This window comes from Acinetobacter pragensis (assembly GCF_001605895.1).
GTDB lineage: Bacteria > Pseudomonadota > Gammaproteobacteria > Pseudomonadales > Moraxellaceae > Acinetobacter > Acinetobacter pragensis.
This window is the reverse complement of record NZ_LUAW01000009.1, coordinates 1-20083: the sequence shown is the minus strand read 5'-3', so window position 1 is coordinate 20083 and position 20083 is coordinate 1. Positions and strand designations below refer to the sequence as shown.

The window sequence follows — 20083 nt, the reverse complement described above, 5'->3', positions numbered from 1 at the left end:
AAATAACACTTAAACTCTAAAAAACAGCTAAAACTGCGTTAAAGCGCATTTCAGTCTAATTTCCGCGTTCAAAGCGCCTGCCGTCTTGGCAAAGTCGAAAAGCGTSRWGTGGAGTCCGCCGGCATTCAAGTCAAAATCAGGACGGTGCCGAATATTGCAGCCGTAGTGACTGAGGCGGCGCCAAGCATTCCTGATGAAGGCGATATTTACTGCACCTTAGAGGATTTGGCGGAGTGTTCTGGTCTGGCGCTCGGTTCTCCAACCCGTTTTGGCAATATGGCGTCTGAGATGAAATATTTCCTCGATCAGACCACCAGCCTATGGCTGAATGGCGCGCTGCATGGCAAGCCGGCCTGTGTTTTTACGGCTTCAGGTTCCATGCATGGCGGTCAGGAAAGCACATTGCTGACCATGCTGCCGCCGCTGTTTCATCACGGCATGATGATTATGGGGTTAAGCAATTCGGTGCCTGCGCTGTCCAATACCAAAACCGGCGGTACGCCGTATGGTGCCAGCCATGTCAGCGGGCCGCGCCATGATCTGTCTTTGAGTCAGGATGAAAAGATTTTATGCGCAGAGCAGGGGCTGCGTCTGGGTGAGCTGGTGAAAAAGCTGAGCTGAATAACTGTTTCGGCGCTATAGCGCCAGCATGATTTTTGCTTTACAGATCACCCAATGTAGAACGATCAATATGCTGATTATTAATTTTTAACTGCCAGCTATGGCGGCAGTTAAAACTTTACAAGGAATGAGCGGGAAAAATGCATAACTTTGTAATTTTCTCGCTTTTTTTTTGTGCCTTTAATTAGTGCTAAATAGCAGATTAAAAATACTAAATTAAATAATTTGATCAAAAATACCAATTTACAGTGATATTCAAAAGCTTTGAATTAAATTCTAATGGTCACGCTTTTTTTACAGCTGTAAGAGGCTGCTTTTTAGGAATCATCCATCTTTTTTTGTGTGCGGATGATTCTATTTTTTAATTTTTCCTAAGGGGGAAATAGATGGTTCTTTTTAAACTTCGTACGGTTTTGGCTTGCGGTGCCATGATGATGTCTTTAGTGGTTTTTAGTATGCCTGTGATGCACACGGTAGACTTTCCTCAAGAGAAAAAGCAGGAAATGTCTGTGCAAAAGGAAAAAGCGGAAGCTGCTGAAAAGTTTGCTGCGCTGAATGCTCAATAGTGCTCGAAGCTTATACATAAAAAAAGAGTGCATATGCGCTCTTTTTTTATGTTGGTTTCAGACTGCGTTCAGCTTTATTTTTTCCGCTCTGCGTTATTTTCAACGCCGTGCTGTTCATTAAAACGGTGTTTGCACTTCGTGCATTGATAATCCAAGAATACATTTTGGTCAACAATCACTCCAGCTTTTTTGCCAAAGCGGTGCCCTAAAAATCCGCCAGTGATGCCCACGCCAATTGCGCCGACAAACGTGCCGACTGTGCCGCCCATAATGACGCCTAATGGCCCAGCCGCCGCGCCAATCATCGCGCCTATTGATGCGCCCGACGCTGCGCCGCCGACTGTGCCGGCCGCTGTACCTGCGCCGCTGAGCAGCACGCCGCCAATTTTTTGCAGATTTTGTTCGTGATCACGCTTGACGACATCAGCTGAGCCGCATTTCGGGCATTGTAAGGAAGATTGTTCATTCATAGTTTTTGCTCATTTAAGTCGAGTCATTTAGGCGCTGATCAAATCATTCAGGCCATGATCATTGGCTTGATTTTTTCAACTGTATTATTAAAACAGCTTTTGACATGCATTCTGCTGACTGTTTCTGCCAAAATAATGCCTAGCGATGGTGCAATGCTAAATTAAATTCTAAGATTTAGTTGTTAAGAAAAATGATTTCTGATGAAAAGCCCTTTCAGTTATGTTGTGAAATAACATTTTTTTATAGCAAATTGGAAAAAGAATGAAAAAAAATTGGGCAGTGTTGACAGCTGTAAGCTTGAGTATCAGTCTTGCGGCATGCAGCAAAACGCAAAATGAATCCGCGGCTGAACAGGCGGCACCGGCAGTCAAACTTGAGAAATTAAAGATTGGCTATCAAAAAGCGGCCTTAAAATTAATTGTGGCGAAGCAAAATCATGCTTTTGAGCAGGCATTTCCCAATGTTCAAGTTGAATGGAAAGAGTTCCCGGCAGGCCCGCAAACGCTGGAAGCTCTCAATGCCGGTTCGATTGATTTTGGCTATACCGGTGATACTCCTGTGATATTCGCTTTATCGGGCAATAAGCCTATTGAGTATTTAGCCTATGAGATTAACTCGAAAAACTCGCATAGCTTACTGGTGCCAAAAAGCAGCGCTTTGCAGAATATACAGGATTTAAAAGGCAAGCGGATTGCGGTGACAAAGGGCTCAAGCGCGCATTATTTTCTTGCGCAAATTTTAAATAAAGCAGGGTTGAGCTGGCAGGACATCCAGCCGATTTGGTTGACTCCAGCAGATGCCCGCGCCGCTTTAGATCGGTCATCCATTGATGCTTGGGCGGTTTGGGACCCGTATTCGAGCGCAGCAGAGCTGAAAGGGGATAGCCGTATATTGTTTGATTCACAGAAATTGCCGCCAGCGTACAGTTTTTATCTGTCGTCACCTGCGTTTTTAAAGGCGCAGCCCGCTGCCGCGCATAAAATTATAGAAACATTGAACACGACAGATGACTGGATTAATGCGCATCCTGCAGAAACGGTGCAGATTTTGGCGAAAAGCACCGGCTTGGAATCTGCTGTAGCGGAAAAAGTATTAAGCAAGCGCGCATCGCCAGTGAAAGCGAAATTGCTGGATGGCGCAACCATTGCAGAGCAGCAGAAAATTGCAGACCTATTTGCCAATTTGAAATTGATCCCCAATGCAGTGGTGCTGAAAGAACACGTTTGGGACGGAAAGTAAGCACGTTTGGTATTAAGCAGGCATAAAAAAGAGCGCATCTGCGCTCTTTTAATTTTCAGCTGTATCAATTAGTCACGGACAAATTCAACAGTGCCATTGGCAAGGGATTTAACACGCGCTAAAGATTCAACACGGTAGCCTTTGTCGATTAAGAACTCACGGCCCGGCTGGAATGATTTTTCAATCACAATACCGATACCGATAACTTCGGCTTCAGCTTGGTGAATCAGATCGGCAAGGCCTAATGCAGCTTGGCCGTTAGCTAAGAAATCATCAATCACTAAAACTTTATCGGCAGCATTGATATGCTTTTTAGAAATGGCAATCGTGCTTTCCACTTGCTTAGTGAAAGAGAACACTTTTGAGCGGTACAAATCATCTTTTAACGTTAAAGACTGGTATTTTCGGGCAAAAATAACCGGAACGCCAAGTTCTAAACCAGCCATAACCGCAGGGGCAATACCAGAAGCTTCAATAGTAATAATTTTCGTGATGCCTGCATCTTTAAATAGGCGTGCAAATTCTTGACCAATTTGCTGCATCATGACTGGGTCGATTTGATGGTTTAAGAAAGAATCGACTTTCAGAACTTCTTCAGATAGAACGATACCTTCAGCTAAGATTTTCTGTTCTAGTGCGTACACGGGAGAATCCTCAAGGGCAGGTGCTTTTTAAAGCAAAGGCGTATTTTAAAAAGCACCAAGAAAAATGCAAGCGAAATTGATCAAATCAATTAATTTGTTGCACCTTTATAGCCGGTCAAGAGCAGGCCATAAGATGTTTTACCGTCTTGGTGAGACATTTTGACTGGCGCATAGTCCAGTTTTGGAGCTAACCAGAACACAGTTTCACGCCCTGGCTTGTCATGCTTCATGACCACCTTGACGGTGTCAAAGCTGCCGTAGCTGGTTTTGACTTTTTCTGTGCCTTGCTTCACAAATTTACGCGCTTCAACTTCTTTGGCATCTGCAATCCAGTAATTGGATTTTAAGCCGCCGTTTTTCAAATCTTCACGAATCTGCAGTTCAGCATTCAGCTCATCCAATACGCCTGCGCGCCAAGCGAAGGAGCGGGCCTTGTCATCTTTTTTGGTATTGATGGTTTTTGCACTAGGGTTGAAGTTAATGCTCATGGTGTTGTTGTGCACTAAAATTTTACTGGTGCGCTTAAAGCTGCCGGAGGTAATGGAGCTGCCATTCAGGCTGAAATTGCTGCTTTCTGTAGCGGAGGCAATAGCGCCTGCTTTTGCGACAAAAACATACGACCAGTTATTGCCGGCCTTGCTTAAGGTCCGTGTGGCTGACCCCATGTTTTTACCATTGTAGTTAAACTGGTAACTTGCTTGGAATGGACTCATGGCAAACGCTTGGCTTGCGAATCCAGTAAACAGCAGTGCAGCGCTTACCCCTGCAGCAAAACCCAATGATTTAATAGCTAGCTGAGCCATAAGTAAATTGTTCCTATGAAGTGGTACGATTGTGAAATAATTAAACATCTCTGTCCTTCACCTTCATTGCCAGTATGCGCGAAGATTGTGAAGATGAAAGTTAAAAAGCAGCCGTAAATGTATATTTACTGCTGCTTTTTATATGCACTGCTTAAATTTTTGTCCAGCCTGTCTTACTTGTTTTTCTGTTTAATCGGGGTGACTTCTGTTTCTTCCAAGTCACTGTCATCCCATACATCGAGTTTTTCCTGCGCCATTTTGCTGAACAGCGCCGCTAAATTGACATTGCCCAAGACCACCAATTCTGCTTCACGCAAAACAGCATGGTTCACATGTACTTTACTTAAAGTGTCAATGATCGAGCGTTTTTTACCCAGCCAGCGGTTTAAGTCCAAATGCAGCAAATCATCTTTTACTTTAATGACATTCAGCTTTTCTAAAATCATGCCTAAAGGGTCGTCATTCAGCACTTTCTGATAAAAGAACAGTGCGAGTTTGACGCCCCATTTATACAGAATATTCGGATATTTGGCGTCAATCACCTGTGTGTCGCTGATTTGTTCAAATACGATCAGCTGGGTGGTCTTGTTCAGCTCCATCTGCACCAGTTTTAAGTCCACAGACAGCGTAATATCCAAGCCATTGTAGTTGAGTGTCGCATACAGGCGCAGCCAGTCATCATGCAGGTCAGCATGCAGGTCTTGCAGCATTTTCACGTTGTCGGTGACAAAGCGCTGAAAGGTTGCGTTCAGGAAGACTTGAGAGAGTGGAAATTCGCGTTCATCTTCAATAAACCCTTCCGCCTTTTGATACACTTGGCGTATGCGTCGCGAAATATTGGAAATGAGCGTTTGCATAGAGAGCGTCCCAGCGAATGAGCTTTTTAAAAATTTTGATGTATCTTGTCGAATTATGCAAAAAATACAAGGTTCCGAGCTTGCAGTTTAGCAAAATTAATTGCACCATTTTTATGATTTTAAATATGCTCAGTCCATTTGTTGATGGATTTGTCAGTTTCATTTGAAAAATGAAAACGATGTTTTATTTTATACACATTTCGAGTGTTTGGGGAATTCGGCAAATTGTCGTAATAATGTGATGCTGAAAAAAATGACCTTTAAGCCTTTAATTCAAGACTGGTGGAAAGACCCGATTTTTACCGGCGCTTTAGGCTTGGCTGCAGTTTTGCATTTAACTGTTTTAACGCTGCAATTTGCCATGCCGCAAGAAAGCAATGTAACCACCAAAGAAATTGCCGTTTTGCTGCGTCCCAGCGACAGCAAAGTTGAGCATGCCGACTTTTTAGCGCAGGCCGATCAGCAAGGTTCTGGAAAATTCCGTGAAGCGCATCGGATGTCTACAGACATGCCTGCTCCGATGGTGGATCAAACCGCTGGGGAGCAGCAGCAGGAAATGCTGGATAAAATGCAGCAGAAACGTGAGCTGAATTTTGAAGAAAAAGTGCTGATGACCACTCTGAGCTGGCAAAAGCAGGCGGAAGAAAACAAGCGCAAAAAAGCGGCCGATGAAATGCAAAGCCAGCTTCAGGCCAAAGCCGCCATGATTGCCAGCATCGAAGCGCAATATCTGCAGCGCCAGCAAAATTTCAGCCGCCAGCAAAAAATTAAAACCATCGACGGCATTCAGGCCAAGCAAGACAACACGGCTGCGTATATGGAAAAGTTCCGCCAAAAAGTGGAATTCTACGGCAACCGCTATTACCCCGATGCCGCCAAACAGCAAAGCTTAGCCGGCGAAGTGCGCTTGATGGTAATCTTAAACAGCAGCGGCGGTATCCGCGCAATCCGCCTAATTGAAAGTTCAGGGCACGCCATGCTGGATGAAGCGGCAAAAACCTCCGTGCGGAAAGCCGCGCCTTTCGGCGGCTTTGATTCCAAAATGAAAGACATTTCTGAGCTGCGCATTGTGCGGACTTGGCGTTTTGACCCTGCGGAAGCTGAATTTGAAGTGCATTAAGAGAACTTAACTGCAGCTATGCTTCGTGCTGGCTGCAGTGACTATTCTGTCTCTGTGCTGCTTTCCCGCTGGGCTAATACATAGCGTCCTTGCTGACGTCCATCCATCCAAATCACGTCTAGATTTTTGTCCGAAATACTCAGCTGAGCTGGAAAAATCTGTAAATTACGAAGAAATTTAGGTGCGGCTTTTAATCCAATACAGTTTTCGTTTTTCCACCATGTGCCTTCGGCATATTGGTCAAGAGCGCCTACAGCCAAATACCATTTAAATTTGCCGTTCTTTTCCAGCAGCAGCTCAGAACCGACTTCCATAACGCCTTCTAAATAATAATGTCCAGCCCAAGCTTGATCTGCTTGTTTAAAAGAGGCTTCTGGACAAGCTTTAGGTTTCTCTGCATGCAGGGTGGCAGATAAACAGCATGCGCTTAAGAGCAGGGGCACGAGCATCAATGTCTTGCGGTATTTTTGCTTAAAGATATTTGCAGTGAAGAAATGAGTCATTAAATTTATTCCTTTCCCAAAGCGATTTAGATTGTTTTTAACATAAATTTTGTCTGCATGAGTCAGTTTATATGGGTTATTTCATACGATCACTGCTGTAACGGCGCTGGATTTCACAGACCTCTACACTGAAATGTGCATACCATTGTGTTTTGCCCAGCTGCTGTGCTGCAATGTGTTCTGCTTCAGCATGCCATGCTTGAATATCTTCCAGCTGATTCCAATAAGACAGCGCAATTTCTTGATCATTTTCACAGAGCGCCTCAAAGTGCTGGCAATGGAATTCTGTTAAAGCTTTTTCACGCATTAATTGTGCTGTTTGCGCATAGTGTTCATCAAATTGTTTAATTTTGGCTTTGAAAATGACCACGTATTTCATGATGAACCTGCCGTTTTGATTATTGTGTGTTGAGTAAGAGTTATTTCAGTGTTGTACAGATATAAAAAAGCGGACCGGAGTCCGCTTTTAAATTTTGAGCTTTAATCTTCTTTGACCGTATATGGGTTATCAAAACCGAGCTTCTTCAGAATTTCGATTTCTAACGCTTCCATTTCTTCAGCATCTTCGTCTGATGTTTCATGGTCGTAGCCCATTAAATGCAGTGTGCCATGCACCAGCATGTGGGTGAAATGCTCAATTGGCGTTTTTTGCTGTTCAATGGCTTCCTGCAGAACCACAGGAATGCAAATCACCAGATCGCCGATCGGCACGGCATCCAGCAGGCTTAAAACTTCTTCTGGAATATCGCTGGGAAAAGACAGCACATTGGTCGGCTTGTCCTTTTCGCGGTATTCCAAATTTAGTTTATGGCTGTCTTCATTGTCTACGCAGGCAATGCCTATTTCACAGTCCTGATCCACATCAATAAAACGCAATGCAGTTTCAATGACTTTTTTAATGTAGGCGCGTTTCAAGGCCAATTCAGGCGCTTGAAAATCCTGCTGCAGAGAAAGGTTAAGTTTCAACATAAATCCTTAAGTTTAATCTTGCGCATCAGCTTTGGCGTCATTGTCGGCAATGAGCGCCTCCTGCTGCGCTTTACGTTCCGCACGGGCTTCAGCGCTTAAGCGCTGCTGATCGCTGTCCCATCCTTCATAGGCTTCAACAATTTTCTGTACCAATTGATGGCGCACTACATCGCGGGAATGGAAACGGGTAATATGAATTTCTTTGATTTTCTCAATCACGCGCAAGGCATGCGCCAGTCCGGACTGCTGGCCGCGGGGCAAGTCGACTTGGGTAACATCGCCGGTAATCACAGCGCGCGAGCCGAAGCCTAAACGGGTCAGGAACATTTTCATCTGTTCCGGCGTGGTATTTTGCGCTTCATCCAAAATAACAAAAGAATGATTCAGGGTGCGTCCGCGCATATAGGCCAGCGGGGCAACTTCAATCACTTGCCGCTCAATCAGTTTAGCGACTTTTTCAAAACCGAGCATTTCATACAGGGCATCGTATAAAGGGCGCAGATACGGATCGATTTTTTGAGTTAAGTCACCCGGCAGGAAGCCCAGTTTCTCACCGGCTTCAACAGCAGGCCGGACCAGTAAAATCCGCTGAATTTCGTTGCGTTCCAGCATATCAACGGCAGCAGCCACGGCAAGATAGGTCTTGCCTGTACCTGCAGGGCCAATACCGAAGGAAATATCACTGTTCAGAATGCGCTGCACGTAGCGTTTTTGATTGGCGCCGCGCGGGTTAATGCGCCCTTTGCGGGTTTGCAGGTAGATATCTTCCAGCCCAGTATGTTCTTGGCCTTCCATATTTTCCTGCAATTCACGGTCAGTCTGGCTGCCTTGAATCATTAAGTGCAGCGTGTCTGCACTGATCTGATTGGAAGTTTCTGATTCTTCATGCAGCCGGTGCAAAAGGCCTTCAGCTCTTTCAACTGCATCAATTTCACCATCAATAAAAAAGGCATCGGCCCGATGGGAAATAGTGACATCTAAACGTTGTTCAATTTGTTTCAAATGACCGTTGTAAGCGCCAAGCATGCTTTGTAAACGGTCAAGGGAAACACCCGGAAATGTTACTGTACGCCGAATCGCTGCAGTCAAGAGAATTCCTTAAAAGTAGTCTTGAGTTCAGCTCTTACATTACGCCACGTCAGGTTCAAGATTCAAGAGCTCGCCATAAACAAACTTTAAAGTTTTGATGTCGGTAACTTCAATTTCAGCAAAGCGCCCAACCCAATCCGGATCACCGATAAAAGAGACTAAACGGGTATTGTCTGCAGTGCCGATCAGCAGGTTCGGATCTTTATCTGAAACTTTTTCGACCAGCACCCGCTGGATAGTGCCCAGCATGGCATCTGTTTTATCAATGCTGGACTGCTTGATCCATTGCTGGACTTTGGCCAAGCGGTCTTTTTTCACATCTTCAGGAATATTGTCTTCCAGTTCAGATGCAGGCGTGCCGGGGCGTTTTGAATAGATAAAGCTGTAAGAATGGTCAAAATCCATATCTTGAATAAATTGATAGGTCTCTTCGAAGTTCTCGTCAGTTTCTCCAGGAAAACCAATAATGAAGTCTGACGATAAATGCATATCCGGACGGACTTTGCGCAACTTGGCAATTTTTTCAATATAGACGTCAATGGTGTGGTTGCGCTTCATGGCCTGAAGCACATCATTGGAACCGCTTTGCACAGGCAAGTGCAGGTGAGACACCATTTGTGGCAAATCACGGTAGCATTGAATCAGGTCATCATTAAATTCAAGCGGATGCGATGTGGTATAGCGCAAACGTCCAATACCCGGAATCTCAGCGACCAAACGCAATAAATCTGCAAAGGTGCAAATGTTGCCTTCAAAGGTTTCACCGCGGTAGCCGTTTACATTTTGCCCCAGCAGTGAAATTTCGCGTACGCCTTTTTCTGCCAGCGTTGCAATTTCTGCCAGCACATCATCCAGCGGGCGGGAAACCTCTTCGCCGCGGGTATAAGGCACAACACAGAAAGAACAGTATTTAGAACAGCCTTCCATAATAGAAACAAATGCTTTATAGCCTTCAACACGCGGTTCAGGCAAAAAGTCAAATTTTTCAATGTCTGGAAATGAAATATCCACCAATTTGATTTTTTCTTGTTTTGGCTTTTCGATCTGCTCAAAATGCTGATCCAGCATTTGCGGCAAGCGGTGCAGGGTTTGCGGGCCGAAAATCATGTCGACATAGTTGGCGCGTTTTTGAATATTGTCGCCTTCCTGTGAAGCCACGCAGCCGCCGACACCAATGATCAGATCGGGATTTTTTTCTTTCAGCTTGCGCCAGCGTCCCAGCTCAGAAAAAACCTTTTCCTGCGCTTTTTCGCGGATTGAGCAGGTATTCATCAGCAGGATATCGGCATCTTTCGGATCTTTGGTCAGCACATAGCCGTGCGAGTCGCCTAAAAGATCTGCCATACGGTGACTGTCATACTCATTCATCTGACACCCTTGCGTTTCGATGTACAGTTTTTTCACTGCGCTGTCGATAGCTGGGGTGTGCTGTGGCTGGGTAACAGTGTTTTCTGAGGCAGCGTGGGCACCATTGGGGATGAAGGTTTGAACCGTCATGTAGGCTCCTGAAAGGATCAATTGGAGAATATGCATGTCTGGCGGATGCTTTGGCTGCAAAGCTGGCATTTGCCCGTTCATTCATATCTATATTTATGGAAGGCGCATATTTTAGCAGTAATTCGATATAAACTTACAGCCTAAAATAACCGGCATTAAATATTGATTTGTGAAGTAAAAATGTTTGAAAATTAATATTGTTTAATCATAAGGTTACATAACACAACAATACATCAGATTGAGAGTTATTAAACTAACTTCAAAATGATGAGCAAAATGCGCTTAGGGCTGGCAGTGAATCAAAAGAAGGCAAGTGGATGTTAAATAAAGTTTGGAAATTCAATAAATATTATCAATTGCTTGCTTTAGGGGCAACTTCAGCCTGTATTTCTTACTCTGCGCAGGCAGCTGATGAGCAGTTTAACGAAGCATTGCGCGCAGCCAATTCAGGCAACACCGCAATGCTGCAGCAGTACCAGTATTCCATGCAAAATGATGCTTTGGGCTATTATCCTGAATATTGGCTGCTGAACAGCAATTTAGCCTCTCAGCCTGCATCGCAAATCGCAAATTTTGCGCAGCGCTATCCTCAGTCTGCGATGGCTGAAAAATTGGCGGCGGATTACGTTGAAGAAAAAGTCAAAATGGCGGATTTCAGTTCCGCACAGCCTATTCTGCAATATGTCACCAATGCCGACCAAGCCGAAACCTGCGCAGTTGCGCAAGTGCGTGCAAAGTCCGGCGATCCGTTAATTTATGCAGAATTTAAAGATGTTTGGCTGACAACCAATTCTCAGCCTGAGTCTTGCACCGGCTTGGGCCGCATGATGCTGTCCAGCCCATTGATGACAGAGCAGGACCGTCAGCTGCGCCTTTGGGGACAGCTGCGTGCAGGCCAGTCAGGCCAAGCGCTCGCTACTGCGCAAAGCATTAATATGAATTTGTCTTTGGCGCAGCTAAATAGTATTCAGGCCAATCCGATGAATTATTTATGGTCAGCGCCGAAAAACAGCAAAGAAGATCAGGCTTATCTGATTTATGCGCTAGGCCGTTTGGCAGACAGTGATTTAAACAGCGCGATGGCCTCGGCAAAACGCGCGGCAGAAGGCACGCCGGCAGATGTGCAGCGCGCGCTGTACCGCACGGTTGGCTACATTGGCGGCACCACCGTGATGAAAAATAATTTCAGCCGTGAAGTGCTGGGGTATTTGGATGCCAGCTATGGCTTGCCTTTCAGCCCTGAAGAAGCCGAAATCTATGCGCGTCAGGCAATCCGTTTCAGCGCATGGGAAAGTTTAATCCGCGCCATCAACAGCATGAGCGTGACGCAGCAGCAGGAAGACCGCTGGCAGTACTGGCTGGCGCGGGCGTCTGAGCAGCGCGGAGATACATCGTCAAAACGCACTGCACAGGACATCTTTAAGCGTTTGGCGCAAGGCGATGATTATCATAACCTGCTGGCCAAAGACCATGTCGGCCAAAGCTACAGCAGCGTGCCCAGCAATGCGCAGCCCAGCAGTGCCGATGTACAGCGTTTAAGTCAGGACATTCATTTCCGGCGCGCATTTGCGCTGCGCAATGTCAATGCGCCAGACAATTATGTAAACCGTGAATGGAACTGGGCGGTGCGTCAGGCGTATCTGAAAAAAGACGATGGGCTGCTTTTGGCTGCCGCTAAGCGCGCAACCGATATGGGGTGGTATGACCGGGCGATTTATGCAGCAGACAGAACCGTCAATCAGCATAATTACAGCCTGCGCTATGCTATGCCGCATCAGTCCTATGTTGTCAGCCACAGCCGCAATGCAGGGATTGATCCTGCTTGGGCGTATGGCCTGATGCGTCAGGAAAGCCGCTTTGTTTCCAGTGCGCGTTCGCATGTCGGTGCAGGAGGGCTGATGCAGATTATGCCGGATACTGCAAAACAGGTGGCGCGCCAAATGGGGGAAACTTATAACCCTGCTGCTTTAACCGATATGAATACCAATATTCGCTATGGCACTTATTATTTGTCGATGATTCAGAGCCAATTAAGCAACAGCCCTGTTCTGGCGACTGCCGGCTATAATGCGGGCCCGAACCGCGCGCGCCGCTGGCAGCCGGATGATCAGGGACTTTCAGCAGATCAATATGCAGAAACGATTCCATTAACTGAAACCCGTGATTATGTGAAGCATGTCATGACCAATGCAACGCATTATGGCGTGCTGCTGGGGCAAGGCGCACAGTCCATCGGCAAGCGCATGCAGACTATTCCAATGCGCAATGTGCAATAACTTTTACAAACAATCTTAAACCCGAAAGCTGAATGAGTGAATGACTGGGGGCAGGGAATGCGGCGGATGACAGGCAGTAAAAAAACACTATGGCTGGCTTTGCTCTTGGCGGGCGCTGGCTATGGTGTTTCGCCTGCTGTTTTGGCTGCTCCTGCTGTGCATGGCTACATGATGAATGTGCAGCTGGTGCCTGCCGCCTGTTCTTTAGACCCGCAGCGCAATAAAAAGCGCAAGTGCTTGGAAGGCTATTCACTGAATATTACAGGGCTGTTTCCTGAAACAAACTCTCAGGACTGCTTTACCAGCAGCGCCGTAAAATTATCTCCCATTCAGGCCAAAGTTGTTGCGCGGGTGATGCCCGATGAAAATGCCCGAAATGCGCTGTGGCATGAAGTCGGGGGCTGCGTGCCGATGAATGCCAGCCAGTATTTCAGAACCATTATCAATTATGCAGAGAAGCTGAAAATACCGGAAGAGCTGACCAGTCAGGAAACCCGTCAAATGCAGTCTGCTGCATTGCGCAGCAAAATGCTCCGCTTGAACAGCGGACTGCCTGCAAATGGCGTGCAGTTCAGCTGCCAGCCATCTTATGCCGGCAATATTCTGACGGACATTAAAATATGCTATCGAAGCAATGGCGGATACATGCAGTGTTCGGGGATTGTCTCCGGCAATTGCCCGGCATCCTTCACCATTAAGGGATCTTTCTGAGTCATTAAAGATATTTTATTTATATTTCCTATCATACTTTTGTTGAAAAGCATTCTCTTTTACATGCAACTGCGAAAAGATTGGAGTACAATCTTTCGCGTTTATGATTATTAAGATTAAATAGAACAGCTATTTAATTGCATTGACTATCCTCAATTGGAGATAATTAGATGAAGCAAGCAGTTCGTGTTGCCGTAACTGGCGCAGCAGGTCAAATTGGTTACAGCCTATTATTCCGTATCGCAAGCGGCGAAATGTTAGGTAAAGATCAACCAGTTATTTTGCAATTGCTCGAAGTTCCTTTTGAGAAAGCTCAAGCTGCGCTTAAAGGCGTAATGATGGAACTTGACGACTGTGCATTCCCATTGCTGGAAGGCATGATCGGTACTGACGATCCTAAAGTTGCATTCAAAGATGCTGACTATGCGTTGTTGGTTGGTTCACGTCCACGTGGTCCAGGTATGGAACGTGCTGAATTACTTAAAGTAAATGGCGAAATCTTCATTGGTCAAGGTCAAGCGCTGAACGAAGTTGCGAGCCGTGACGTTAAAGTACTTGTTGTAGGCAACCCTGCAAACACGAATGCTTACATCGCAATGAAATCTGCTCCAGATCTTCCAGCGAAAAACTTTACAGCAATGCTGCGTCTTGACCACAACCGTGCGTTGACTCAACTTGCTCAAAAAGCTGGCGTTGCAGTTTCTGATATCGAAACAATGACAGTTTGGGGCAACCACTCTCCAACAATGTATGCTGACTACCGTTTTGCAACTGTAAACGGCGAAAGCTTAAAAGACAAAATCAACGATGCGGCTTGGAACAAAGATGTGTTCCTTCCAACTGTTGGTAAACGTGGCGCTGCGATCATCGAAGCACGCGGTTTGTCTTCTGCTGCGTCTGCTGCAAACGCTGCAATCGACCATATGCGCGATTGGGCTCTTGGCACAAACGGCAAATGGGTAACTATGGGTATTCCTTCTGACGGTTCTTACGGTATTCCTGAAGGCGTTATGTTCGGTTTCCCTGTAACAACTGAAAATGGCGAATACAAAATCGTTCAAGGTCTTGAAATCGATGAATTCAGCCGTGAGCGTATCAACTTCACTCTAGACGAGTTAGAAGGCGAACGTGCAGCAGTTGCTGACATGGTTAAATAATTTGATCTAAACGATTGAATTAAAAAAGCACCCTTTTAGGGTGCTTTTTTTATGGCGGACAGATTGTGATGCGGATAAAAAATAAACAAAAAATAACATGCTTTAATATCTGAGCAATTGCAACCTATCCTGCTTCAAGATAACGTTAAAGAGAATCTTGTAAAGGCTTGGGGAGAAACATATGTTTGATCAGCAGCCGACTTTAGAACTTTTTTTTGATCAGCTGGGTTTGGACTCGAGCCCTGAAGCGATCGATCAGTTTATAGAAACGCATCAATTGACCATGGATGTTCCGCTGCATGAAGCAGATTTTTGGACGAGATCCCAGCATGATTTCATTATCAGCCATTGGAAAAAAGATGATGACTGGGCCATGGTGGTCGATATTTTAAATGAGCAATTGCATACAGAGCATAAGCTTTCTGGATCGTGCAGTTTATAATCACAATTTGAAACAACAAACCTAGCCATAAATGCTAGGTTTTTTTATCAATATCATATAAGTTAATTAAATAATAAATGACAGATTAGTTGATAAGGAGGGCGAGATGCTCAATCAAAATACACCATCCTTAGCTTTATTGTTTTCTCAGTTGGGGTTAGCCAGCAGTCCTGCGGCTATAGAGCTGTATGTCAGAACTCATCAGCTTTCTGCGCAAGAAAACCTGCATGATGCGCCGTTCTGGAACAAAGCCCAGCGCGACTTTTTAATCAGCCATCTAGTGCAGGATGATGACTGGGCTATTTGGATTGATGAGCTGAATCAGCAGCTGCATATGGATGCCTATAAACTGCAGCCTGCTTAATGGTTCAAAAGCTTTTTTGAAACTTCACGGTTTTTTTGAAAGGATAATTTCATTAAAACCAAAACAAAAAAATGCCTTATTAAAGGCATTTTTTTGTTTTCGGCTGCAGAATTATGAAATTGTAATATCTGCGAGTTCGATATTAATGCAGCTTGCTGTGAAGCATGGCGCTGAACCACTGCTCTTGATGAAAAGTGGCGAACGCGGAATGCCCGCGGAGCAGTTCTAAATCAAAAGCCTGCGTTGCGCTGTATTTTTTGAGCCAGTGGCGGGTTAGGGATGGCTCTTGTTTGGCAGCGGCGGCATAGGCCAGAAAAAAGTAAATATCGCCAAAATCATCATGCGTCATGGGTTTTAAAATTTGCTGCGTAATAATGGCAAAACGCGCTTCGCCGGTAATTTCAAAATACATCATATAGGCTTTGGCCAGATGCAAAGACAAGTCTACATATAGACGCAATGGCATTTCATCAAATTCAAAGCGGCCTTGTTCAAGCAGCACCACGGCTTCTTGCAGAAAGTGAATCTGCTCTTGACGCAATTGGCTTAAGGTCACCAGCTGCAGGCGCAAATCCGCGCGCTCAAGGGCCAGCTCAGGAGTATTGCCTTGCAAATACAGCTGATCTGTCTCACCAATGCGTTGAATAATAGGTTTGATCTGGTCAGACATGGATAGCTTCCTCGATTGCAATGACGGTTATGCGCGCTAAATTGGCGTGACAAGTATATGAGGATGAATACTGGAATTTAAAGCTTACCAAATCGGATTGCCGCTGCGCAGCCACGCCGTAATAGATAAACGCTGATGCTTGGCCTGAATTACTTCGTGCAGCAGGTCGCTTTGGAATATCGCAATGCGGTTGGGGGTGGGCGCAATAATATGCCAGCGGCCATTTTTGTCCTGCAGGCGCAATTCTCCGCCCCAGTCGCCATGCCAGTTTTCATGCAGATAATAGACGGTTGAAATGATCCGGCCATTTTTCCCCTGCGGATTATCGCGGTGCAGGGCATAGAATTCTCCCGCGTTGTAGCAGGCAAAATGCGCTTCTGCTTCTTGAATGCCCAAAAAAAACGCCTGATTCAATTGAGTTGAAAGGGCGTTTAAATAGTGAATATGCTGCTGGGCAAAATTCAGCTGCTCATCAATCCATAAAATATGGTCACTGCGGATGTTGCTGACCACGCCATTCTGGATTGCGGCGTCACGAAATTGATTTAAATGGGAGATGCATTCTTCAACCAGCGCATGCATATATTCAGCAGAATAAGCATCGTCAATCATTGCAAATCCATGTTGATCTAAATCATCTAAGATTTGATCAACATCCCAGGACTTTGGGAGTAGAACAGCATCCATAAGCAAAACCGTAAAAAGAAGCGGAAAAAGGTCAGCTATTCTAGAGCAAGATAAGCATCGGAATGAAACTATTTTTCATGCTAAAATAGCCGTTGATATCAGGAATTATTGAAACATGAATTACCGTCACCACTTCCATGCAGGCAACTTTGCCGATGTCATGAAGCATGTATTGTTGCTTCAATTATTGACTCGACTCAATGCAAAAGATAAACCATATCGCTATGTTGATACGCATGGTGGTGCGGGTAAATATGACTTGTCGACTTCTGAAGCGCAAAAATCTGGCGAGTTTTTAAACGGTATTCACCGTCTGATGAAACTGGATGATTCCATTACGCGCAATGCGCCGGAAGGCGTGCAGCAATATTTGAAAATTGTTGGAAAAATGCGTGAAAACTTTGGCAAGGGCGCTTATCCGGGTTCGCCATGGTTTGCTTTGGAAGGCATGCGTGAAATAGATAAAGCCACCATTTTTGAAATGCAGCGTGATGTATTCCAGCAATTGCGCCACAATATTTTTGACAAGCGTGCCGGCTTGCATGAACGTGATGCATATGAAGGCTTGCTCGGTGTCATTCCGCCTAAAGAAAAACGCGGTTTGGTGATGATTGATCCGCCTTACGAAATTGAACGCAAAGATTTTCCGCAATTGGTAGAATTACTGGTAGCTGCCTATAAAAAATGGCCAACAGGCGTTTTTGCAGTATGGTATCCAATTAAGGACCGCGCCATGATTGAGCGTTTTGAAAAGAAAATGTTCAAAACCGGCATTCGCCGTCAGTTGGTCTGTGAAGTGTGTGTATGGCCAGATGATACGCCTGTTGGTCTGAATGGCTGCGGCTTATTGGTGATTAATCCGCCGTGGAAATTCTCGCAAGATGCCGATGAAGCGCTGCAGTGGCTGTTCCCGCATTTGCGCATGAGCGAAAATGGCGGCCATGCGGCTGTTCGCTGGCTGGTCGGTGAATAATTTAAAACAGCGTTATGTGAAGTAAAGTAAGACAAAAGGTCACAATTAGGATCGTAGAATGACAAATATAAATAAACCCGAACGGGAAATTTCTTCCAAGGAAGAAAGCGCTTTTGACGGCATCACTTTTGAAGTGGAAGAAGAAGAGCATACTCATGAAGGGCAGAAGGTCAAACGTCGCGGCATCTATTTGTGGCCTAACCTGATTACTACGCTCGCGCTGCTGTCAGGTTTCTATTCCATTATTGCCAGCATGAACGGCGACTATACACAGGCAGTCTATGCAATTTTTATTGCAGCGCTGTTTGATGGCTTGGATGGCCGTGTAGCGCGCGCGATTGGCGCACAAAGTCCATTCGGTGAGCAGTTTGATTCATTGTCAGATTTGCTGGCCTTCGGTGTAGCGCCTGCTATTCTGATGTACAGCTGGAGCCTGCATGATTTAGGGCGTATCGGTTTGGCTGCCTGCTTTGTCTACACAGCATGCGCAGCGTTCCGCTTGGCGCGTTTCAATGTGCAGATCGGTGTGGTGGATAAGCGATACTTTATCGGTGTTGCCAGCCCGCTTGCGGCTGTCATGATTATCTCGCTGGTGCTGGTTGCCCGTGATTTTCCTGCTGTGTTTGACTTGCGTGAGACAGGCATTCAGATCATCAATGCGGTTGTGATTGTGGCAGTGGGTTTATTGATGATTTCCAATATTAAATATTATTCATTCAAGACAGTAGACCGCAAGCGCGTACCATTTGCTGTCTTGCCGATTATTGTATTTATATTGGCAGCAGTAACCTACAACATCCCGGTCGGTATTTTAGTGATTTCCATTATTTATGCGTTGTCGGGTTTTGTAACCACCTTTCTTGCGCGCAAACAAACGGCAGCATAGCAATGTAAGGAGTTTGATATGCAGTTGTTTAAAGGTTTTCTAGATCAATCCAAACAGCTGAATCAAACTCCAGCTAAGCTTGTGCGTCATTTGCCCTTGCATGCACAAACATCACAATATAAAACAATACTTTTGGGCCTGAAAATTCCCAATCTGCCCGCGCCGCTGCACTATTTAAATTTCATCAGTGTGATTGGCCGCCCCAATGCGTCAATTTTTTGCCAAGAAAAAACTCAAGCCGGCATTGATCAAAATAATAAAGCCACAGTAATGTCCAGCAGCAGCCTGCATATGGTCGGGCAATTCAGCAGTTATGAAATTGACCGCGAATGCAATTTTCAAGCGGGTTCTTTTCACTTTTTAGACCGTGAAAGTTTCAGTGGCAATTTTCCTGATTTTCAATTGCAGCGTGTAGATGGCGAACTCAGCTTTGACCTGAAGATAAAAACTGCTGGCGCAATGTGCTATTTCAATAAGCTTCGAATGGGGCTCGCAGAATATTGGTCACAATTGTCTGAATGTTCAGGGGAGCTGAACTATAAGGGGCGGCATTACGCCATTCAGCAGCTGGGTTCATTGGAATTTGCGCGAATAATGAAGTTTCCATTTCTTCCGATTGCATTTTACAGCTCGCAGATTATCAATCTGAGCGGTCAGCGCCAGCTGATTGTGATGCAAACCAGAGACAAGCTGAACCGAGTGCTGCAGTCACGCGCATATTTGAAAGACTTAAAAAAAAATCAGGCATGGATGTGTGATGAGAATGTGACTTTTCATATACATCGGCTTTATCCTGCGGTCAAAACGCCAAATTTTAAAAAAATGTACTTGCCGAGAGAGTTTGAGTGGAATATTCAGGCAGAAGGCATCCGCATTCACATTCAGGCGAAAAGCCGGGGCGATTTTAAATTTGGATTGGGTGCAGGTTTCGCAGGCAGTTTCAGCTATCTTGTGAAAATAAATGATCAGCTTGAAGAAGGGGAAGGCGGGTATTGTGAATATATCGACTGCCGGCCGCTAAATTGGCAGGAAAAGAACAAAGCTGAAAAACTTTTGGATGAATTAGGTGATTCGTCCCCCATTTTCTTAAAAAAATAGATAAAACTGCGCTTATTGATGAATAAATGAGCTGTTAAAGCATTTTATTTAAAATAATTAAGAAATGGGGTTGCGTCTGGTAGGGAATGCTGTAGAATGCACATCCATCGGCGGTGATGTTGATTAAAACTTGTTGAGAAACAAGGAGTTGGCCAGAAGTGGTTGATTCTGAGAATCTTGAGGGAGTTTAAAAATAATCAACAAAACCTGTTGACTATTCATCGAAAGAGAGTAGTATAGCCGACCTAGCTTGCTGGTGACGAATCAGCAAGAAGATCATTAAGAGATTATACTCAGCCAACACTTCCGCATTTTTGTTGAAAATGTTGATGATTGGCAATTCGCAGCGTTTGCCGACTTCATAGTCATTGAAGTCGTGCGCAGGGGTGATTTTCACACAGCCTGTACCAAATTCTTTGTCTACATACTCATCTTTAACG

22 protein-coding genes and 2 pseudogenes are annotated in these 20083 nt (G+C 45.1%); 12 read left to right on the top strand and 12 right to left on the bottom strand.

Features of this window, described 5'->3' with window-relative positions; translation table 11 throughout:
• Positions 1-108: 108 nt before the first annotated feature.
• A pseudogene (locus AZH43_RS02285) lies at positions 109-621 on the top strand (NAD(P)H-dependent oxidoreductase); the annotation flags it as partial.
• 386 nt (positions 622-1007) lie between these two features.
• Positions 1008-1187, top strand: coding sequence for a hypothetical protein (locus AZH43_RS02280; protein ID WP_067666200.1), 180 nt, complete (start codon positions 1008-1010; stop codon positions 1185-1187).
• A gap of 74 nt (positions 1188-1261) precedes the next feature.
• On the opposite strand, the gene AZH43_RS02275 is transcribed toward AZH43_RS02280, so the two are convergent.
• Positions 1262-1657: a hypothetical protein gene (locus AZH43_RS02275; protein WP_067666197.1), complete on the bottom strand. Its 396-nt coding sequence runs from the start codon at positions 1655-1657 to the stop codon at positions 1262-1264.
• A gap of 262 nt (positions 1658-1919) precedes the next feature.
• On the opposite strand from AZH43_RS02275, the gene AZH43_RS02270 reads away from it, so the two are divergent.
• Complete coding sequence (locus AZH43_RS02270; RefSeq protein ID WP_067666194.1) at positions 1920-2897, top strand: aliphatic sulfonate ABC transporter substrate-binding protein; 978 nt, start codon at positions 1920-1922, stop codon at positions 2895-2897.
• Positions 2898-2965: 68 nt separating this feature from the next.
• On the opposite strand, the gene AZH43_RS02265 is transcribed toward AZH43_RS02270, so the two are convergent.
• The 3 genes from AZH43_RS02265 to AZH43_RS02255 all read right to left on the bottom strand — a co-directional run bounded on the left by AZH43_RS02265 (position 2966) and on the right by AZH43_RS02255 (position 5201).
• Complete coding sequence (locus AZH43_RS02265; RefSeq protein ID WP_067666191.1) at positions 2966-3541, bottom strand: xanthine phosphoribosyltransferase; 576 nt, start codon at positions 3539-3541, stop codon at positions 2966-2968.
• A gap of 89 nt (positions 3542-3630) precedes the next feature.
• Positions 3631-4344 (bottom strand): DUF3108 domain-containing protein, encoded by a 714-nt coding sequence (locus tag AZH43_RS02260; RefSeq protein ID WP_067666188.1) that lies wholly within the window; start codon positions 4342-4344, stop codon positions 3631-3633.
• Positions 4345-4517: 173 nt separating this feature from the next.
• Positions 4518-5201, bottom strand: a complete 684-nt coding sequence (locus tag AZH43_RS02255; protein WP_067666185.1) for a hypothetical protein — start codon at positions 5199-5201, stop codon at positions 4518-4520.
• A 241-nt stretch (positions 5202-5442) separates the two neighbouring features.
• Between AZH43_RS02255 and AZH43_RS02250 the strand changes: the two genes are divergently transcribed.
• The gene (locus AZH43_RS02250; RefSeq protein WP_067666182.1) at positions 5443-6321 is read left to right on the top strand and encodes an energy transducer TonB; all 879 of its coding nucleotides are present in this window, start codon (positions 5443-5445) and stop codon (positions 6319-6321) included.
• Positions 6322-6362: 41 nt separating this feature from the next.
• On the opposite strand, the gene AZH43_RS02245 is transcribed toward AZH43_RS02250, so the two are convergent.
• The 5 genes from AZH43_RS02245 to miaB all read right to left on the bottom strand — a co-directional run bounded on the left by AZH43_RS02245 (position 6363) and on the right by miaB (position 10379).
• The gene (locus AZH43_RS02245; RefSeq protein ID WP_067666209.1) at positions 6363-6770 is read right to left on the bottom strand and encodes a hypothetical protein; all 408 of its coding nucleotides are present in this window, start codon (positions 6768-6770) and stop codon (positions 6363-6365) included.
• A gap of 130 nt (positions 6771-6900) precedes the next feature.
• A complete protein-coding gene (locus AZH43_RS02240) occupies positions 6901-7203 on the bottom strand; it encodes an antibiotic biosynthesis monooxygenase family protein (RefSeq protein WP_067666178.1) in 303 nt (100 codons plus the stop codon).
• Between the two features lie 101 nt (positions 7204-7304).
• Positions 7305-7790, bottom strand: a complete 486-nt coding sequence (gene ybeY / locus AZH43_RS02235) for an rRNA maturation RNase YbeY (RefSeq protein WP_067666206.1) — start codon at positions 7788-7790, stop codon at positions 7305-7307.
• Between the two features lie 15 nt (positions 7791-7805).
• Complete coding sequence (locus AZH43_RS02230) at positions 7806-8882, bottom strand: PhoH family protein (protein ID WP_067666175.1); 1077 nt, start codon at positions 8880-8882, stop codon at positions 7806-7808.
• A 39-nt stretch (positions 8883-8921) separates the two neighbouring features.
• Complete coding sequence (miaB, locus tag AZH43_RS02225; protein ID WP_067666203.1) at positions 8922-10379, bottom strand: tRNA (N6-isopentenyl adenosine(37)-C2)-methylthiotransferase MiaB; 1458 nt, start codon at positions 10377-10379, stop codon at positions 8922-8924.
• A gap of 317 nt (positions 10380-10696) precedes the next feature.
• Here miaB and AZH43_RS02220 point away from each other — a divergent pair, with 317 nt between their 5' ends.
• The 5 genes from AZH43_RS02220 (at position 10697) to AZH43_RS02200 (ending at position 15329) form a co-directional block, all read left to right on the top strand.
• Positions 10697-12655 carry a lytic transglycosylase domain-containing protein gene (locus AZH43_RS02220; protein WP_067666172.1) on the top strand — a complete coding sequence of 653 codons (1959 nt, stop codon included), beginning with the start codon at positions 10697-10699 and terminating at the stop codon, positions 12653-12655.
• Between the two features lie 57 nt (positions 12656-12712).
• Positions 12713-13366 carry a ribonuclease T2 family protein gene (locus tag AZH43_RS02215; RefSeq protein WP_067666169.1) on the top strand — a complete coding sequence of 218 codons (654 nt, stop codon included), beginning with the start codon at positions 12713-12715 and terminating at the stop codon, positions 13364-13366.
• A 170-nt stretch (positions 13367-13536) separates the two neighbouring features.
• Complete coding sequence (locus AZH43_RS02210) at positions 13537-14523, top strand: malate dehydrogenase (RefSeq protein WP_067666166.1); 987 nt, start codon at positions 13537-13539, stop codon at positions 14521-14523.
• 181 nt (positions 14524-14704) lie between these two features.
• Entirely contained in the window at positions 14705-14965 is a 261-nt protein-coding gene (locus AZH43_RS02205; protein WP_067666163.1) for a DUF2789 family protein, read from the top strand.
• A gap of 106 nt (positions 14966-15071) precedes the next feature.
• Entirely contained in the window at positions 15072-15329 is a 258-nt protein-coding gene (locus tag AZH43_RS02200) for a DUF2789 family protein (RefSeq protein ID WP_067666160.1), read from the top strand.
• 142 nt (positions 15330-15471) lie between these two features.
• On the opposite strand, the gene AZH43_RS02195 is transcribed toward AZH43_RS02200, so the two are convergent.
• Both AZH43_RS02195 and AZH43_RS02190 read right to left on the bottom strand, forming a co-directional pair.
• On the bottom strand, positions 15472-15999 hold the full coding sequence (locus AZH43_RS02195) for a hypothetical protein (protein WP_067666157.1): 528 nt from the start codon (positions 15997-15999) through the stop codon (positions 15472-15474).
• 84 nt (positions 16000-16083) lie between these two features.
• Positions 16084-16686, bottom strand: a complete 603-nt coding sequence (locus tag AZH43_RS02190) for a 2OG-Fe(II) oxygenase (protein ID WP_067666154.1) — start codon at positions 16684-16686, stop codon at positions 16084-16086.
• A 115-nt stretch (positions 16687-16801) separates the two neighbouring features.
• Between AZH43_RS02190 and AZH43_RS02185 the strand changes: the two genes are divergently transcribed.
• The 3 genes from AZH43_RS02185 to AZH43_RS02175 are packed head-to-tail and all read left to right on the top strand — an operon-like array spanning position 16802 to position 19643.
• Entirely contained in the window at positions 16802-17659 is an 858-nt protein-coding gene (locus tag AZH43_RS02185; RefSeq protein ID WP_067666151.1) for a 23S rRNA (adenine(2030)-N(6))-methyltransferase RlmJ, read from the top strand.
• A 58-nt stretch (positions 17660-17717) separates the two neighbouring features.
• The gene (pssA, locus tag AZH43_RS02180; RefSeq protein WP_067666148.1) at positions 17718-18545 is read left to right on the top strand and encodes a CDP-diacylglycerol--serine O-phosphatidyltransferase; all 828 of its coding nucleotides are present in this window, start codon (positions 17718-17720) and stop codon (positions 18543-18545) included.
• Between the two features lie 18 nt (positions 18546-18563).
• A complete protein-coding gene (locus AZH43_RS02175; RefSeq protein ID WP_067666145.1) occupies positions 18564-19643 on the top strand; it encodes a DUF6670 family protein in 1080 nt (359 codons plus the stop codon).
• Between the two features lie 280 nt (positions 19644-19923).
• Here the strand turns inward: AZH43_RS02175 and AZH43_RS02170 are convergent.
• Positions 19924-20083: pseudogene (locus AZH43_RS02170) on the bottom strand (hypothetical protein); the annotation flags it as partial.